The sequence below is a fragment of the Streptomyces sp. A3M-1-3 genome, from assembly GCF_024213665.1.
Taxonomy (GTDB): Bacteria; Actinomycetota; Actinomycetes; order Streptomycetales; family Streptomycetaceae; genus Streptomyces.
Window position 1 is genome coordinate 61,658 of the sequence record NZ_JANAVP010000024.1, and the last position, 15,359, is coordinate 77,016.

General features: G+C 68.9%; 17 protein-coding genes. 5 read left to right on the forward strand and 12 right to left on the reverse strand.

Translation table 11 applies throughout. The annotated features are described in order from the left end of the window. Nucleotides 1-86: 86 nt before the first annotated feature. The 5 genes from NLX86_RS24750 to NLX86_RS24770 form a co-directional block, all read right to left on the reverse strand. Entirely contained in the window at nucleotides 87-1,229 is a 1,143-nt protein-coding gene (locus NLX86_RS24750) for a DUF475 domain-containing protein (RefSeq protein ID WP_254373979.1), read from the reverse strand. A 49-nt stretch (nucleotides 1,230-1,278) separates the two neighbouring features. Then, nucleotides 1,279-1,854 (reverse strand): TerD family protein, encoded by a 576-nt coding sequence (locus NLX86_RS24755; protein ID WP_254373980.1) that lies wholly within the window; start codon nucleotides 1,852-1,854, stop codon nucleotides 1,279-1,281. 89 nt (nucleotides 1,855-1,943) lie between these two features. Next, entirely contained in the window at nucleotides 1,944-2,519 is a 576-nt protein-coding gene (locus NLX86_RS24760) for a TerD family protein (protein ID WP_254373981.1), read from the reverse strand. A 126-nt stretch (nucleotides 2,520-2,645) separates the two neighbouring features. Further along, nucleotides 2,646-3,110: a peroxiredoxin gene (locus tag NLX86_RS24765; protein WP_254373982.1), complete on the reverse strand. Its 465-nt coding sequence runs from the start codon at nucleotides 3,108-3,110 to the stop codon at nucleotides 2,646-2,648. 121 nt (nucleotides 3,111-3,231) lie between these two features. After that, complete coding sequence (locus NLX86_RS24770) at nucleotides 3,232-3,672, reverse strand: DUF3052 domain-containing protein (RefSeq protein ID WP_254373983.1); 441 nt, start codon at nucleotides 3,670-3,672, stop codon at nucleotides 3,232-3,234. 427 nt (nucleotides 3,673-4,099) lie between these two features. Here NLX86_RS24770 and aceE point away from each other — a divergent pair, with 427 nt between their 5' ends. Together aceE and NLX86_RS24780 are read left to right on the forward strand one after the other, a co-directional pair. Then, on the forward strand, nucleotides 4,100-6,832 hold the full coding sequence (gene aceE / locus NLX86_RS24775; protein ID WP_254373984.1) for a pyruvate dehydrogenase (acetyl-transferring), homodimeric type: 2,733 nt from the start codon (nucleotides 4,100-4,102) through the stop codon (nucleotides 6,830-6,832). A gap of 73 nt (nucleotides 6,833-6,905) precedes the next feature. Then, nucleotides 6,906-7,679, forward strand: a complete 774-nt coding sequence (locus NLX86_RS24780) for a potassium channel family protein (RefSeq protein WP_254373985.1) — start codon at nucleotides 6,906-6,908, stop codon at nucleotides 7,677-7,679. Between the two features lie 50 nt (nucleotides 7,680-7,729). Here the strand turns inward: NLX86_RS24780 and NLX86_RS24785 are convergent, their stop codons facing one another. The 3 genes from NLX86_RS24785 to NLX86_RS24795 form a co-directional block, all read right to left on the reverse strand. Then, complete coding sequence (locus NLX86_RS24785; RefSeq protein WP_254374026.1) at nucleotides 7,730-8,041, reverse strand: small hydrophobic protein; 312 nt, start codon at nucleotides 8,039-8,041, stop codon at nucleotides 7,730-7,732. Nucleotides 8,042-8,090: 49 nt separating this feature from the next. Then, nucleotides 8,091-8,474, reverse strand: a complete 384-nt coding sequence (locus NLX86_RS24790; RefSeq protein WP_254373986.1) for a peptidase inhibitor family I36 protein — start codon at nucleotides 8,472-8,474, stop codon at nucleotides 8,091-8,093. Between the two features lie 179 nt (nucleotides 8,475-8,653). Beyond that, the gene (locus tag NLX86_RS24795) at nucleotides 8,654-10,261 is read right to left on the reverse strand and encodes an MFS transporter (protein WP_254373987.1); all 1,608 of its coding nucleotides are present in this window, start codon (nucleotides 10,259-10,261) and stop codon (nucleotides 8,654-8,656) included. Between the two features lie 91 nt (nucleotides 10,262-10,352). Between NLX86_RS24795 and NLX86_RS24800 the strand changes: the two genes are divergently transcribed. From NLX86_RS24800 to NLX86_RS24810, 3 genes are all read left to right on the forward strand, one after another. Then, nucleotides 10,353-11,045: a TetR/AcrR family transcriptional regulator gene (locus NLX86_RS24800; protein WP_254374027.1), complete on the forward strand. Its 693-nt coding sequence runs from the start codon at nucleotides 10,353-10,355 to the stop codon at nucleotides 11,043-11,045. A gap of 108 nt (nucleotides 11,046-11,153) precedes the next feature. Then, a complete protein-coding gene (locus NLX86_RS24805; RefSeq protein ID WP_254373988.1) occupies nucleotides 11,154-12,365 on the forward strand; it encodes an alpha/beta hydrolase in 1,212 nt (403 codons plus the stop codon). Between the two features lie 76 nt (nucleotides 12,366-12,441). Beyond that, the gene (locus NLX86_RS24810) at nucleotides 12,442-13,320 is read left to right on the forward strand and encodes a DUF4429 domain-containing protein (RefSeq protein ID WP_254374028.1); all 879 of its coding nucleotides are present in this window, start codon (nucleotides 12,442-12,444) and stop codon (nucleotides 13,318-13,320) included. Nucleotides 13,321-13,343: 23 nt separating this feature from the next. Here the strand turns inward: NLX86_RS24810 and NLX86_RS24815 are convergent, their stop codons facing one another. The 4 genes from NLX86_RS24815 to NLX86_RS24830 are packed head-to-tail and all read right to left on the reverse strand — an operon-like array spanning nucleotide 13,344 to nucleotide 15,352. After that, nucleotides 13,344-14,363 (reverse strand): aldo/keto reductase, encoded by a 1,020-nt coding sequence (locus tag NLX86_RS24815; RefSeq protein WP_254373989.1) that lies wholly within the window; start codon nucleotides 14,361-14,363, stop codon nucleotides 13,344-13,346. A 5-nt stretch (nucleotides 14,364-14,368) separates the two neighbouring features. Then, nucleotides 14,369-14,752 (reverse strand): MerR family transcriptional regulator, encoded by a 384-nt coding sequence (locus tag NLX86_RS24820; protein WP_254373990.1) that lies wholly within the window; start codon nucleotides 14,750-14,752, stop codon nucleotides 14,369-14,371. 56 nt (nucleotides 14,753-14,808) lie between these two features. Then, on the reverse strand, nucleotides 14,809-15,132 hold the full coding sequence (locus NLX86_RS24825; protein ID WP_254373991.1) for a type II toxin-antitoxin system PemK/MazF family toxin: 324 nt from the start codon (nucleotides 15,130-15,132) through the stop codon (nucleotides 14,809-14,811). Beyond that, complete coding sequence (locus tag NLX86_RS24830; RefSeq protein WP_254373992.1) at nucleotides 15,113-15,352, reverse strand: hypothetical protein; 240 nt, start codon at nucleotides 15,350-15,352, stop codon at nucleotides 15,113-15,115. The genes NLX86_RS24825 and NLX86_RS24830 overlap by 20 nt, the downstream gene beginning before the upstream one ends. Nucleotides 15,353-15,359: the final 7 nt, after the last annotated feature.

Consider the following 15,359-nt stretch of genomic DNA (forward strand, 5'->3'; position numbering starts at 1 on the left):
TGGCTCGCGAACATGGCCGCGGGGCGGCCTGCGGGCTGGTGCCCGTGTGGCCGCCCCGCGTAGAGCGTTCCGCAATCCCGTCCCGGTCACACCCCGGACGGAACCTGTTCCTTGTCGCTGGAATTTCCTCCGTCCTCCGCCGCGATCCGCCTGTTGCGGCGGACGGAGGACCAGAAGGACCAGGCGATCAGGAACACACCGATGAGGCCGGTGATGATCTCGCTGATCTCGTACTGGATGGTGATGAGCAGGATCACCGCGAGCGCGCCGATCGCGTAGTGCGCGCCGTGCTCCAGGTAGACGTAGTCGTCGAGGGTGCCCTGGCGGACCAGGTAGACCGTGAGCGACCGGACGTACATGGCGCCGATTCCGAGGCCGAGCGCCATCAGCACGATGTCGTTGGTGATGGCGAACGCGCCGATGACGCCGTCGAAGGAGAAGGACGCGTCGAGGACCTCGAGGTAGAGGAACATGAAGAACGCGGCCTTGCCGACGAGTACGACGGCCGAGACCGGCTTGCCTCTCTTCTTGGCCTCCTCCTCGGCCTCGTGTTCGCGCTCCTCCTCCTCTTCGAGCTTGTTCTCGAAGAAGCCGGAGAGCCCGCCGACGACGAGATAGGTGATGAGGCCGGCGATGCCGGAGAGCATCACGGTCGCGGACTTGTCGACATGCGCGCCACCGTGCTGGTGGGCCTGGGTCGCGACGGTGATCGCGGCGACGAGCAGCACGATCAGCGCGATGCAGGCCGACAGCATGTCGATCTTGCCGAGCTTGGCCAGCGGGCGCTCCAGCCAGCCGAGCCACTTGATGTCCCGGTCCTCGAAGATGAAGTCGAGGAAGATCATGAGCAGGAACATGCCACCGAAGGCGGCGATCGACGGGTGGGCGTCCGTGACCAGCTGCTGGTACATGTTCTTGTCGTTCAGCGCCAGGTCGACGGCCTCGATGGGGCCGATCTTGGCGCTGACGGCGACGATGACGACGGGGAAGACCAGTCGCATGCCGAAGACGGCGATGAGAATGCCGACGGTGAGGAAGATCTTCTGCCAGAAGGCGCTCATCTTCTTCAGGATTCCGGCGTTGACCACCGCGTTGTCGAAGGACAGCGAGATCTCGAGGACGGACAGGATCGCCACAATCCCAAATGCGGCCCATCCGCCGTAGAACACCGCTGCGACCAGACCGAGCGCGGTGACCGCGAACGACCAGCCGAAGGTTTTCAGAACCACTGGCTACCCAATCATGTGTGTACGGGTCTCCCCCGCGCCGTGCGCGGCTTTACGAAACGTTGACCCCGAAGTCTAGAGCGATGCCCCTGAGCCCCGACGCGTACCCCTGTCCTACTGCCCGGAACTTCCACTCGCCGCCGTAGCGGTAGACCTCGCCGAAGATCATCGCCGTCTCGCTGGAAGCGTCCTCCGAGAGGTCGTAGCGGGCCAGTTCCTGGCCGTCCGCCTGGTTCACCACACGGATGAACGCGTTGGTGACCTGACCGAACGTCTGACCTCGGTTGTCGGCCTCGTGGATGGAGACCGGGAAGACGATCTTGTCGACGTTGGCCGGCACCTTGGAGAGGTCCAGCAGGATCGACTCGTCGTCGCCCTCGCCCTCCCCCGTGAGGTTGTCACCGGTGTGCTCGACCGAGCCGTCCGGGCTCTTGAGGTTGTTGTAGAAGACGAAGTACTCGTCGCCCAGTACGCGTCCGGCGTTGCACAGCAGCGCGCTGGCATCGAGGTCGAAGTCGGCCCCGGTGGTCGAGCGCGCGTCCCAGCCGAGCCCGATCATCACCTGGGTGAGGTTCGGTGCGGCCTTGGAGAGGGAGACATTGCCTCCCTTGGCGAGCGTGACGCCCATGATCTATGTCCTCCCCAGCTGACGGTGTGGATGAACAGGCACGTCCGGCGCCGCACTCGGAGTGCGGCGCCGGACGGAGTGCGGCCTGCTCAGACGTTGACGCCGAAGTCCTGCGCGATGCCGCGCAGGCCCGAGGCGTAGCCCTGGCCGATGGCGCGGAACTTCCACTCCGCCCCGTTGCGGTAGAGCTCGCCGAAGACCATCGCGGTCTCCGTCGAGGCGTCCTCGCTCAGGTCGTAACGGGCCAGCTCGTTGTTGTCCGCCGAGTTCACGACGCGGATGTACGCGTTGCGCACCTGGCCGAAGCTCTGCTGGCGGCTCTCGGCCTCGTAGATCGAGACCGGGAAGACGATCTTGGCAACGTCGGCAGGTACGCCGGCGAGGTTCACCTTGATGACCTCGTCGTCGCCCTCGCCCTCACCGGTGAGGTTGTCACCGGTGTGCTCGACCGAGCCGTCCGGGCTCTTCAGGTTGTTGAAGAAGACGAAGTTCGAGTCGTTGGCGACCTTGCCCGCGTCGTTCGTCAGTATGGCGCTGGCATCGAGGTCGAAGTCCCCGCCGGTGGTGGTACGAGCGTCCCAGCCCAGACCGACGATGACCGCCGTCAGGTTGGGGGCGGCCTTGGTCAGCGAGACGTTGCCGCCCTTGCTGAGGCTGACTCCCACGAGTCCTCCATTGGTTTGAGGGGATGGGCCCCGTCGTGCGTTGGTAATCGGATCAACGTGCCGATCCTAGTGACCGGTTCCCGGCCTAAACACCCTCTTCACGCAGGTTCAGAGGGTGGGGAGGGTTCAGGGGGCGAGGGTGTCGAGCGCCTTGACGTACGCGTTCAGGTCGCGGGCGTCAGGCAGCCCGTTGACGACGGTCCAGCGCACCACGCCGTCCTTGTCGATGATGAAGGTGCCGCGCACCGCGCAGCCCTTCTCCTCGTCGAAGACCCCGTACGCGCGCGAGGCCTCGCCGTGCGGCCAGAAGTCGGACAGCAGCGGGTAGTCCAGCCCCTCCTGGTCGGCGAAGACGCGCAGCGTGTGGATCGAGTCGTTGGAGACGGCGAGCAGCTGTACGTCGTCGTTGACGAACTTCGGCAGCTCGTCGCGCAGGGCGCACAGTTCGCCCGTGCACACGCCGGTGAAGGCGAACGGATAGAAGAGCAGCACCACGTTCTTCTCACCCTTGAAGTCCGAGAGCCGCACGGTCGCGCCGTGGTTGTCCCTGAGCTCGAAGTCCGGGGCCTTGGTGCCGACCTCGATCGCCATGAGTCGCGTATCCCTTCAATGGGCCGTTCGGGGTGCCCAGCCTACGCATCGACGCCACGCACAGGGCCCCCGCCGACGGATGTCGGCGGGGGCCCTGATCGCTCACGGCAGAGCCTGCGGCTCAGCGCTTGCCGGACTTGGCTGCCTTGGGGGTCACCAGACGGCTGCCGGTCCAGTCCTTGCCGGCGTTGACGCTCTTGGTCTGGGACAGGCCCGCGGTCTGTGCGGCCTCGTTGATGTCGCTCGGTTCGACGTACCCGTCGCGGCCGGTCTTGGGGGTGAGCAGCCAGACCGGCCCACCCTCTTCGATCAGCTGGGTGGCATCGACCAGCGCGTCCGTCAGGTCACCGTCGTCCTCTCGGAACCACAGCACCACTGCATCGGCCACATCGTCGTACTCCTCGTCGACGAGCTCGGTGCCAATGAGTTCCTCGATGGCCTCGCGGAGCTCCTGATCGACATCGTCGTCGTAGCCGATCTCCTGGACCACCTGCTCGGGCTGGAAACCCAGCCTCGCGGCAGGGTTGGTCCGCTCCTCCGCGTGGTCCGCGGTCGCGCTCACGGCTTGCCTCCTGATCATGTTTTGGGGATTGCCTTCAGCCACGCGCGTACGCGCAGCATTGGGCGTAGTCCACACGGGCGCGGCGGATCGCGCAAGTACCCGGCCGTCGAGACCGTCGAAACGGTGACGTTTACGGCCGTGTCGCCGCAACTCCAGGCACAGCCAGGGCGCCCTCTGGTGATCCACACCACACCGTTTGGGCGCCTTTGCAACCTTCTGCCGCATCCGTACGCCGTTCGGGGCCGAACGGCTTTACGAACCACATGAACGTCTTGGGCGTAAGGTTGCGATTTGGCCAAGACCGGCCCCTGGTTACCTCTCGGTAGAGATGACGTTTCCGTCCCCGCGGTACACGATGGGAGGCGGCGCGACACCAGCAATAGCCCGGCAGAACACCCCGTAGATCAACCGACAGCGAAGGAACAGCGTGGCTTCCGGATCCGATCGCAATCCGATCATCATTGGCGGCCTTCCGAGCCAGGTCCCGGACTTCGATCCCGAGGAGACGCAGGAGTGGCTCGACTCCCTCGACGCCGCCGTGGACGAGCGCGGCCGTGAGCGCGCCCGTTACCTGATGCTCCGCCTGATCGAACGGGCACGCGAGAAGCGTGTGGCCGTGCCCGAGATGCGCAGCACGGACTACGTCAACACCATCGCCACCAAGGACGAGCCGTTCTTCCCCGGCAACGAGGAGATCGAGCGCAAGATCCTCAACGCGACCCGCTGGAACGCGGCCGTGATGGTCTCCCGTGCGCAGCGCCCCGGCATCGGCGTCGGCGGCCACATCGCCACGTTCGCCTCCTCCGCCTCCCTCTACGACGTGGGCTTCAACCACTTCTTCCGGGGCAAGGACGAGGGCGACGGCGGCGACCAGATCTTCTTCCAGGGACACGCCTCCCCCGGTGTCTACGCCCGCGCCTATCTGCTGGACCGGCTGGGCGAGCAGCAGCTCGACGCCTTCCGCCAGGAGAAGTCGAAGGCTCCGTACGGCCTCTCCAGCTACCCGCACCCGCGGCTGATGCCGGACTTCTGGGAGTTCCCGACCGTCTCGATGGGCCTCGGCCCGATCGGCGCGATCTACCAGGCCCGGATGAACCGCTACATGGAGGCGCGCGGCATCGCCGACACCTCCAAGTCCCACGTATGGGCGTACCTCGGCGACGGCGAGATGGACGAGCCCGAGTCGCTCGGCCAGCTCTCCATCGCCGCCCGCGAGGGCCTCGACAACCTGACCTTCGTCGTCAACTGCAACCTGCAGCGCCTCGACGGCCCGGTGCGCGGCAACGGCAAGGTCATCCAGGAGCTGGAGTCACAGTTCCGCGGTGCCGGCTGGAACGTCATCAAGCTGGTCTGGGACCGCACCTGGGACCCGCTGCTCGCGCAGGACCGCGACGGCGTCCTGGTCAACAAGCTCAACACCACGCCGGACGGCCAGTTCCAGACGTACGCGACCGAGACCGGCGCGTACATCCGCGAGCACTTCTTCGGCGGTGACCACCGGCTGCGCGCGATGGTCGCGAACATGACCGACGAGCAGATCCTGCACCTCGGCCGCGGCGGTCACGACCACAAGAAGGTCTACGCGGCCTACGCGGCTGCCAAGGCCCACAAGGGGCAGCCGACCGTCATCCTGGCGCAGACGGTCAAGGGCTGGACGCTCGGCCCGAACTTCGAGGGCCGCAACGCGACCCACCAGATGAAGAAGCTGACGGTCGAGGACCTCAAGCGCTTCCGCGACCGGCTGCACATCCCGATCACCGACCAGCAGCTGGAGAACGGCGCGCCGCCGTACTACCACCCGGGCCGGGACTCCGAAGAGATCCAGTACATGCACGACCGCCGCAAGGGCCTGGGCGGCTACGTCCCGACCCGCGTGGTGCGCGCGAAGCCGCTGGTGCTGCCGGAGGAGAAGACCTACGCGGCCGCGCGGAAGGGCTCGGGCCAGCAGTCGATCGCCACGACCATGGCGTTCGTCCGCATCCTGAAGGACCTGATGCGGGACAAGGAGATCGGCAGGCGCTTCGTGCTGATCGCCCCCGACGAGTACCGCACCTTCGGCATGGACGCGTTCTTCCCGAGCGCCAAGATCTACAACCCGCTGGGGCAGCAGTACGAAGCGGTGGACCGCGACCTGCTGCTCGCGTACAAGGAGTCGCCGACCGGGCAGATGCTGCACGACGGCATCTCCGAGGCGGGCTGCACGGCCTCGCTGATCGCCGCCGGTTCGGCGTACGCGACGCACGGCGAGCCGCTGATCCCGGTCTACGTCTTCTACTCGATGTTCGGATTCCAGCGCACCGGCGACCAGTTCTGGCAGATGGCCGACCAGCTCGCGCGCGGCTTCGTCCTGGGCGCGACCGCCGGACGTACGACGCTGACCGGCGAGGGTCTGCAGCACGCGGACGGCCACTCGCAGCTGCTCGCCTCGACCAACCCGGGCTGTATCGCCTACGACCCGGCCTTCGGCTACGAGATCGCGCACATCGTCAAGGACGGTCTGCGCAGGATGTACGGCCCCGAGGCCGAGGACGTCTTCTACTACCTGACCGTCTACAACGAGCCGATCCAGCACCCGGCCGAGCCCGACGACGTGGACGTCGACGGCATCCTCAAGGGCATCCACCGCTTCAAGGCCGGCGAGTCCGGTGCGATCCCGGCCCAGATCATGGCGTCCGGTGTCGCCGTGCCGTGGGCCGTGGAGGCCCAGCGGATCCTTGCCGAGGAGTGGAACGTCAAGGCGGACGTCTGGTCCGCGACCTCCTGGAACGAGCTGCGCCGCGAGGCCGTCGAGGTGGAGGAACACAACCTGCTCCACCCGGAGGAGGACCAGCGCGTCCCGTACGTGACGCAGAAGCTCTCCGCCGCAGAGGGTCCCTTCGTGGCGGTCTCGGACTGGATGCGCTCGGTACCGGACCAGATCTCGCGCTGGGTCCCCGGCTCGTACACCTCGCTCGGTGCGGACGGCTTCGGCTTCGCCGACACGCGAGGCGCGGCGCGCCGCTACTTCCACATCGATGCCCAGTCGATCGTGCTGGCGGTGCTCACCGAGCTCGCCAAGGAGGGCAAGATCGACCGCTCGGTGCTGAAGACGGCCGTCGACCGCTACCAGCTGCTGAACGTGGCCGCGGCCGACCCGGGCGCGGCGGGCGGCGACGCGTAGCGCAGGAAGGCTGATGCGAGGGGCGGCGGGACCCACGGGTCCCGCCGCCCCTCGGCGCTTTACGATGCCGGACATGAAGCAGCAACCAGCACAGATGCGGTGGGAACGGCGCACACAGACGCCGTTGCTGGCGCTCGCGGTGGCGTTCGGCATCGCCTACGCCGTGCCGATCGTGGCACCCGACGCCAACTCCGCGGTGCGCACCGCCTGTACGGTCACCGAGTGGGTGGTGTGGGGCGCGTTCGCGGCCGACTATCTGGTACGGCTGGTGCTCACGCCCAACCGGTGGTTCTTCGTACGCAGCCACTGGCTGGACCTGCTCGCGGTGCTGCTCCCGCTCCTCCAGCCGCTGCGGCTGCTGCGTGTCGTCGCCACACTGATGCTGGTCGGGCGGCGGGCCAGGATGGCTCCGCAGATACAGCTGACGACGTATGTCGCCGGCTCGGTGGTGGGTCTGCTGATGTTCGGCTCCCTGGCGGTGCTCAGCGTCGAACGGGACGCGCCGGGCGGCAACATCAAGAACCTGGGCGACGCGGTGTGGTGGTCCTTCACGACGATGACGACGGTCGGGTACGGGGATCACGCGCCGACCACCGGGCTCGGCCGGGTGCTCGCCGTCGGGCTGATGCTCTCGGGCATCGCCCTGCTCGGTGTGGTCACCGCCAACATCGCCGCCTGGTTCATCGCCCGCTTCGAGCGGGACGACGTGGAGGAGCGCCGGCAGACCGCCGCGATCGCCGCGTTGACCGAGGAGGTCAAGGCGCTGCGCGCGGAGGTCGGCCGGCTCACCGGGGCCGCACAGCTGCCCGTACAGGCAGCCGCGGCCCCGGATCGGCCGCCGGTGTAGCCGGAGAGGATCTGCCGGACAGGATCCACAAGAAGCCCGTCGGGCAGGACCTAGAAGAAGGCGGTCGGGGCGGACGCCCCGGCCGGCCAGCCGATCGCCAGTACGGTGTCGATCGCTCCCAGCACGACGGCGACCAGCGCCGGTACCGGCTGTGCGCCGTTCCAGCGGCGGCCCATGCCGAGCCATCCGCACACGATCGCCAACGGGCCGAGGATGATCCCCAGCACGAAGAATCCGGCGATCGCACAGATCAGCCCGACGATGCCCGGCGTCGCGCGGTCCGGCCCGCTCCTTGACCACATGCGGCCTCGCGAGCGAGGGTTCTTGCGCGTACGCGTGGTGTGTCCAAAGCCCGCCATCATCACTCCCTGGGGTTGTCGATATGTGGGCTCGGACATCGCGTACCCCCGTTCAGCTCTCCCAGACCTTGAACGCCCTTACCTGATAGGGCGACTGGGGCAGCCAGGTGCCGCCCCCCGGGTACGTCTCGAACTCGCCCGTCTCCGCGCACTCGGCGGACTGGTAGGTGGTGACGGGCCGTCCGGTGCGGTTCGCGAGTGCCTGTGCGGTGGTTCCCGCCGGGAGGGCCACACAGCTCTCGATGTCGATGCCGGTCAGTTCATACGTCTGCCGGGCGCCCTTGAAGTCGGGTTTCGCCCAGACGCAGAGCTGGCCCGCCCCGCATGCTCCGAGCCGGGGCGGCGAGGCGGCGGCGTGGGCGCCATGGGCCGCAGCCTGCGGCAGCAGGGCGGCAGCGGCCAGAACAAATGCGGCAGCGGTGACGGTCTTGCGCATACGGATCAACCCCCGTGGTCGTGCGGATCAGTTGTCTGCACCCTGACCTGCGCGGGAGCCTCGGGGAAAGACCCGCCGGCCGGTTCCACCCGGATAGGCGACAGCCCCGCCGGAACCGCCCGGCGGGGCTGTCGTACGTACGCGGTTGACGCCGGACGCGGCGTCAGATGTGGGCGCCGTCAGACGTGCGCGGCGCCCGCACCGGCCTCGGCGTTCGTACCGCGCTTGGTGAACAGTGCGACGACCGCCGCGATCACCGCGACCACGCCGGCCACTGTGAAGGCCAGCCCCATACCGGACATGAACGTGTCGTGGATGACTGTGCCGATCCGGTCCGTCAGGTCCGGGGTCATGCCGGGGGCCTTGGCGAGCTCGGCCGGCACGATGCCGAACTCGGCGGCCTGCTCCAGCCTCGGGTCGGCCGGGCCGGGGATGCCGGCCGCCTGCCAGTTGCCGGCGAAGTCGGCACTGACCTTGGCCGACATCACGGCGCCCAGCACGGCCGTACCGAGCGCGCCGCCGACCTGCATGGCGGCCTGCTGGAGACCGCCCGCGACACCGGACAGCTCCAGCGGGGCGTTGCCGACGATGACCTCGGTGGCGCCGACCATGACCGGCGCGAGGCCGAGGCCGAGCAGCGCGAACCAGAGGGACATCGCCAGTGTGCCGGTGTCCGTCGAAAGGGTGACCATGCCGAACATGGCGACTGCCGTGCAGACCATGCCGCCGACCAGCGGGATGCGCGGGCCGAACTTCGTGATCAGCGCGCCGGCGAGCGGCGAGGAGACGATCATCATGGCGGTCAGCGGCAGCAGGTGCCATCCGCTGTCGACCGGGCTGAGGCCCTTGACGCCCTGCAGGTAGAAGGTCACGAAGAACAGGCCGCCCATGAAGGCGAAGGCCATCAGGACCATCAGCACGACACCGGCCGACAGCGGCACGGACCGGAACATGCCCAGCGGGATGAGCGGTTCCGCCACCTTGGTCTCCCAGAAGGCGAAGAGGGCGAAGAGCAGGACCGCGCCGCCCAGGAAGCCCCAGGTGTTGGCGCTGCCCCAGCCCCACGACTCACCGGCCTTGATGATTCCCCAGATGAGGGACGCCATGGCGGCGGAGAGCAGCACGATGCCCAGGAGGTCGAAGGACCGCGGCGCCTTCTCGGCGCGGTGGTCCCGGAGGATCACCAGGCCGAGGACGAGCGCGATCACACCGACCGGCACGTTGATGAAGAACACCGACTGCCAGCTGACGTGTTCGACGAGGAGGCCGCCGACGATCGGGCCGCCCGCGGTCGAGGCGCCGATGACCATGCCCCAGATGCCGATGGCCATGTTCAGCTTCTCGGCGGGGAAGGTGGCACGCAGCAGGCCGAGCGCGGCCGGCATCAGCAGTGCGCCGAAGAGACCCTGAAGGACGCGGAAGGCGATCACCAGGGAGATCGAGTCGGACATGCCGATGGCGCCGGAGGCGAGGGCGAACCCCGCGATGCCGATCAGGAACGTCTGGCGGTGGCCGAAGCGGTCGCCGAGCTTTCCGGCCGTGATCAGGGCGACGGCGAGCGCGAGCAGGTAGCCGTTGGTGATCCACTGGACGTCGGCGAGCGACGCGCCCAGGTCTTTCTGGATGGCCGGGTTGGCGATGGCCACGATCGTGCCGTCGAGCGCGACCATCATCACGCCGATCGCGACGGAGAACAGCGTCAGCCAGGGGTGGCCGCGCAGCCCCTTGGCCGGCCCGGTGACGGGAGGTTCCGGCGCCGCGTCGGCGACGGTGATCTGACTAGTCATACTCCGAGACTAGTGTCAGCGACTGACAATTGACAAATTGGTTCATGAGTCGGTAACTGTCACGTTGCTCACAGGTATCGTGAGCGAGCCAATGTGGCGAGAAGAGGACCATGCGGTGACGACGGACCAGCCAGCGGCCCCACCGGCCGGGCTGCGCGAACTGAAGAAGCAGCGCACCCGCGACGCGCTGCTGCGCGTGGCGCTCGAACTCTTTACGACCAAGGGGTACGAACGGACGACCGTCGACGAGATCGCCGACGCGGTGGAGGTCTCCCAGCGCACGTTCTTCCGCTACTTCGCGAACAAGGAAGAGGCCGCCTTCGCGGTCCAGGACCTGGTGGAGTCGCACTTCTACGCCTCCATGCTCGAACGACCGGCGCACGAAGGTCCGTTCGAAGCGATGCGCAACGCGGTTCTGGGCTCGTGGGACACCATCGGCGAGGCCATCGCCGAGGTGGTGCCGGTCGAACTTCACATGCGCGCCTACCAGTTGATCGAGTCGACGCCCGCCCTGCTCGCCGTACACCTGCGCCGCTCCGCCGAGCTGGAGGAGAAGGTCGCCCGGCTGATCGCCGAGCGCGAGGGTCTGGACGTGGACACCGACCCGCGTCCCCGTGTCGCCGTCGCGGCGTTCAGCGGCGTGATGCGGGTCACGGGGCGCCTCTGGGGGCAGGGGGAGGACGCGAGCATGGAGGCGATCCGCGGTCTGACGGAGAGTTACCTCGACCATCTCGGACCCGCCCTCGCGGCGAACTGGCGTACACCGGATGCGCACGGAGAGTGACGTAATTCTCGGCGCAGTGCCCTGAATTGCCCCGATCCCGCAGCCGGATACGTGAGCTTGCTCACCCAGTGCACAGACGCCGCGGCGCGTCTCCTAGGGTGTTCAGCAGTGACTTACTTCGGCTCCTCCCCCACACTCAGCGCCTGGCGCGCGCTGCTCGCCCTCGCCGTGGTCTTCGTGATGCTGTCGACGACCGGCTGGACGGCCGTACGCCATCAGCCGACCGAGTCCGAACCGCGCCCGGCCGCACTCGCGGCGTGGGAGCGCGGCTCGATCGACGGGCGCGACCTACCGGATCCGCTCGCGCCGCCGGAGGCGGTGGACCGTTTCTTCGACCGGCTCGGCGGAAAGCAGCGGACCCGGCTCGCCGACCGCCACCCGCTGGTCGTCGGCAACCTGGAAGGCGCGCCTGTCACGCTGCGATACCGAGCGAACCACCGGGCACTCGTCATGGCCCGCAAGACCGAGGAGCAGCGCACCCGCGACCCGCGGCTGTCGCCCGCCGGACGGCACGAGGCCGGGCGCCGGCAGCACCGCATCGAGTCGCTCCTGCGCGGCGGCCGGCAGATCCTGTCCTTCGACCCCACGGGGGCCGGCCGGGCCGCCGAGGTCTTCGGCGACCTCGACCGCGCGGAACGCGTCTCCGTGGTCGTGCCCGGAGTCGACACCAATCTGCTGACGTTCGAGAAGACCAAGCGCCGCTACACCGCGCCGGTCGGCATGGCGCAGTCGCTGTACGCGGCCGAGCGCACCGCGAGCCCCCGGTCCAGGACCGCCGTCATCGCCTGGGCCGACTACACCGCGCCCGTCGGCCTCGGCATGGACGCGGCCATCGGCAGACTGGCCAGGGACGGCGCGGAGCGGCTCGGATCGATGGTCGGCGCCCTGCCCGGGCAGCCGAGCGTCGCCCTGTTCTGCCACAGCTACGGTTCCGTGGTGTGCGGCGTCGCCGCCCGCGAGCTGCCCTCCCGGGTCACCGACATCGCGGTCGCGGGCAGCCCGGGCATGCGGGTCGAGAACGCCGCCGAGCTGGGCACGCGGGCTCGCGTGTGGGCCATGCGCGACGCCGACGACTGGATCGCCGACGTGCCGTACCTGGCGGTGGGCGGGCTGGGCCACGGGGCCGATCCCGTAGCCCCCGACTTCGGTGCCCGGATACTCTCCGCGGACGGCGCGGTGGGGCACGCCGGCTATTTCGAGCCGGACACCGGGAGCCTCGACAACTTCGCGCGCATCGGCGTCGGTTCGTACCGCACGGTGAGCTGCGCGAGCGCCAACACGGCGTGCAGCAGTGGAATTTACGGCGCGGAAGGCATCTGACGCGCGTAGAGACCGCCCGGAGGGGCGGAAATCGCGCCGGGCGACGAGGGGGACGCGGAAGCGCGTGCCGCATACGATGAGCCGCATGGGTGATGTGCTGGCCGGAGTTCATGCCGCCTGGGAGTTCGACACGGACTCCGTGCTCATCCGCTTCGAACGGGGCATCCGCACGCCGAAGCTGTTCCAGGCGCTCGGCGAACGCCGCATCCCCCACGAGGCGTTGGCGGCGGTGACCCTCACCCCGGGCAAGCGGGGCACCGTTGTGCTGCACGCGGTGCCGAGAGCGGGCGCCGATCCGCTGATGGAGGCCGCGGCCGGCCAGCTGAAGGAGTGCTGCGACCCGTACCGGCTGGTGCTGCCCGCCGAGCGCGAGACGCCGGCCGGGTATTACGCGGACGAACTGCGCGCCGCCCTGCCTGCTGCCGGGGACGGCTCGCCCGCCGACCGCTTCCTGATTCCGGCGCCCACCGCTCCGCAGCACTTCAAGGCGTACGACGGGAAAGCGTCCTTCGACGGGTCGCACGTGTCCTTCCGGTGGTTCTGGACGGGCGCGTCCTCCGCCAAGTGGAAGGCGGGCGACCAGAGTTTCCCGGTGTCGGCGCTCAGCGGTGTCGAGTGGCGCTCCCCCGACGTGTTCGACGGCTACCTGCGGCTGGTCCCCCGCGACGGCGTCGGCACTGGGACGGTGCCGCAGCCGCCGCAGGCGGACCAGGACCCGGCGGCCGTGGTGTTCGGGCTCGGCTACGGCCCGGTGCACGAGTCGCTGCCGTTCGCGGCGGCCGTACTGCGGGCGGTACGGGACCGGGGGCCCGCGCTGCCCGCAGCATCGGCCGCCCGCCGCGACCCGGCGGACATCGCCGAGCGGATCCGCCACCTGGGCGAGCTGCACGGCACCGGCCTGCTGACGGACGAGGAGTTCAGCACGAAGAAGGCCGACCTACTGGCAGAGCTGTAGCCCCCGGCCGCCAGGGCCGTCGGTTACTCGCGGGCCGCCGCCGTGGACGACATGTCCGGGTAGCGGTCGCCCGCGACCTGGGCGGCGATCGGCTCCAGGAGCGCCAGTTCACCGGCGGTCAGGGTGAGCCGCGTGGCGGCGACGTTCTCCAGCAGCCGACTGCGCTTGCGAGTGCCGGGGATCGGCACCACCGTGAGCCCGTGCACCTCGGCCCGCTGCTGTACCCACGCCAGGGCCACCTGCGCGGCCGTCGCGCCGTGGGCCGCGGCGATCTTGTGGACCGGCTCCAGCAGTGCCGCGTTCGCCTTCGCGTTGTCGCCCGTGAAGCGCGGCTGGTACTTCCGGAAGTCGCCTTCGGAGAGGTCCTTGCCGGCGTCCGCGAACGCGCCGGTCAGGAAGCCGCGCCCGAGCGGCGAGTACGGCACGAAGGTCACCCCGAGCTCCGCCGCCGCGCCCACCGCGCTGCGCTCGACGTCGCGGCTGAACAGCGACCACTCCGACTGAAGGGCCGCGATCGGGTGCACGGCGTGCGCCTCGCGCAGCTCCGCGCCCGTCACCTCGCTCAGCCCCAGCTGCCGTACCTTGCCCTGCTGTACGAGTTCGGCCATCGCCCCGACCGACTCGGCCAGCGGCACGGACGGGTCCCGGCGGTGCATGTAGTAGAGGTCGATGACCTCGACGTTCAGCCGCCGCAGGCTCGCCTCCACCGCCTGGCGGATGTACGGGGCGTCGTTACGCACGCCCCGGACCTGCTCGTCGTCGGTCCGCTCGATGGCGAACTTCGTGGCGAGGGTGATCTCGTCGCGGTGCGCGGCGACGAACGGCGCGAGGAACTCCTCGTTGGCTCCGCTCCCGTACATGTCGGCGGTGTCGAAGAGCGTGACCCCCGCCTCCAGCGCCGCTGCCAGGGTGTCGCGCGCCGCCGCCTCGTCCGTATCTCCGTAGAACTCACTCATGCCCATGCAGCCGAGCCCCTGCACGCCGACCTGCGGGCCGTCCGTGCCGAGTTCCACCGTCGCGATCCTGCTGTTCCTGTCAGTCATCAGGCTCATGCTTTCTCCGACGCCCGCCGGGCGCCGGCATAGGAGTCGATCTTGTAGTCGAGTACGGCGAGCGTGTCGTTCAACTCCGCGATCCGCGCCCGCACATCGCGCCGCGTCTGCTCCAGCAGCTCCCGCCGCGCCTCGAAGGTGTGCTCGCCCTCGCGTACGAGTTCGGCGTAGCGGACCATGTCGGCCACCGGCATCCCGGTCAGCCGCAGCTTGGTCACGAAGGCGAGCCAGTCCAGATCGCGGTTGGTGAAGCGGCGCTGGCCGGTGTGCGACCGGTCCACGTGCGGCATCAGGCCGATCCGCTCGTACCAGCGCAGGGTGTGCGCCGTCAGTCCGCTGAGGGCGGCGACCTCGCTGATGGTGTAACCCGTCACGGTCATGTCCACCACGCTAGAACCTTGGAGTGCACTCCAAGCAAGCCTGAGACGTACGGGCGTCAGAGCAGCCCGAGCACCAGCTTGACCGCATGCTCGATCTCCGCCCACTCCTCGGGCTCGACCCGCCCCGCGAAGTCGCCCAGTCTTTCGGAAGCCACGGCGGTCATCTGCTCGACGAGCACCACGGTCGCCGTGCCGTCCATGTCGAGGCGCGGGTGGATGATCCCCGGGCGGGCACTCGTGGACGTCGGGGCCACGACGAGCGTCGACGTGGCCAGCAGTTCCGTCTGCAGGACGACCGCGAAGCGCGCGCCCTGCCGCCCATGGCCGACTGCGGTCTTGTCGGCACGCAACCGGTAGAGGTCACCACGCACGCAGGTCACTCATCTCTTCCTGCACGGCAGCGATTTCCTGCTGGTAAGCCGGGTCCGCCTGCCATTCGGCCAGCTCTGCCCGCGCGCGGCGGTACTGCTCGGCCACGTAGACCTCGTGGATCGCCTGCCTTATGACGTCGGACGCCGTGGCTCCACGCTGTTCTGCCAGCGCCTCCAGCTCGCGCCGCGTGACCTCGTCCGGCCGGAAGCTGATCGCCTTGACTGTCATACGGCCA